Here is a 1,257-nt window from a genome sequence, read left to right as displayed (position 1 = left end):
CACCGGCTTGGTGGTGTCAGCCAGGATGAAGTGGCCGGGATGCTCCTCCCAGTTGTACTTGTCGTAGTTCAGGGTCATGCCCGTCTCTTTTTCCACGCCCAGCGCAGACGCAAGCTGCAGGTAGTGGCCCTGGTACTGGTGGCCGGAGGGCTCGCCCACGCCGATGAAGCCGCCGCCCCGGCGGATGAAGCCCCGGATGGCCGCCGACACAGCCGGTTCCTCCCAGACCGCGCCGCCGGTGTGGGCGGTGTCACCGTCGCCCACGTTCACCAGCACGTCCACATCGTTCAGGACGGAGGGATCAGCCTTGATGTCGTCAAAGCTGATGAAACGCACATCAAAGGGCGCGCCAGAGAGCGCCTCGATGATACCGGCGTAGCTGTAGTTCTGCTTTTGATACAGTGCGTGATGCACCATATGGCAGCCCCAGCTGCGGGCCTTGCCCCAGCTGTTCAGAACCGCCACAGTCTTGATGCAGTAGGCGGTGGTGCCACGGGCATTCTCGTACAACTCACGGAACTCGTTGCAAACGCTCTCCACGTAGTCGATGAATTCAGGGAACTCCAGAGCCAGTTTCAGATAGCCGCCGTAGCCGATGCGGTCCACCGGCTTGCGCAGGATAGCCCGCCGCGCAGTGACCCAGTTTTCCTTGGCTTCCTTCACCGGGTCGCCGCCCTCGTGGAAGGTGTCCGGGAAGAAGTAAGGCAGGAAACGGCCCTCGGTGTATTTCACACCGGGAATGTCGCTGATGAGCCGCAGGGTGCTGCCGTTGCCCACGCTGCCTACCACCGCGTCCAGCCCGATGGAGGCGAACTCCGGCATGTAGGGCTCGGTGCCGATCCAGTGGTCACCAAGGAACATCATGGCTTCCTTGCCCAGCTCGTGGGTGATGTCCACCATTTCCTTGGCCAGCTTTGCCACCTCGCGACGCTGGAAAGCCATAAAGTCTTTGAACTCCTTGCTGGGCACACGGTACTGGTTGTTGTAGTAGCCCTGGTCGATGATGAATTCCGGGCGGAACTTGTAGCCCACTTCTTTCTCAAACTGCTCCAGGATGTAGGGGCTGACCGAGGCGGAATAGCCGTACCAGTCCACATACTTCTCCCGCTTGAGCTTGTCGAACACCAGGGTGAACTGGTGGAAGAAGGTGGTGTAGCGGATGACGTTCACATAGGGGTGCTCGGCGATGTACTTGCGCAGGCGCTCCATGGTGAACTTGTGGGTCTTGGGCTGGCGCACGTCGAAGGTGATCTGGTG

Annotated in this window: 1 protein-coding gene; it reads right to left on the bottom strand. The window is 60.5% G+C overall.

Going from position 1 to position 1,257, the window contains the following annotated elements; all coding sequences use genetic code 11:
• Positions 1-1,257: 1,3-beta-galactosyl-N-acetylhexosamine phosphorylase (gene gnpA, locus ACMI1Q_RS09500; RefSeq protein ID WP_419503588.1), on the bottom strand; the 1,257-nt coding region annotated here is incomplete at both ends.

This window comes from Candidatus Allofournierella excrementavium (genome assembly GCF_048526665.1).
Taxonomy (GTDB): Bacteria; Bacillota; Clostridia; order Oscillospirales; family Ruminococcaceae; genus Allofournierella_A; species Allofournierella_A excrementavium.
This window is presented reverse-complemented; position numbering and strand designations above follow the sequence as displayed.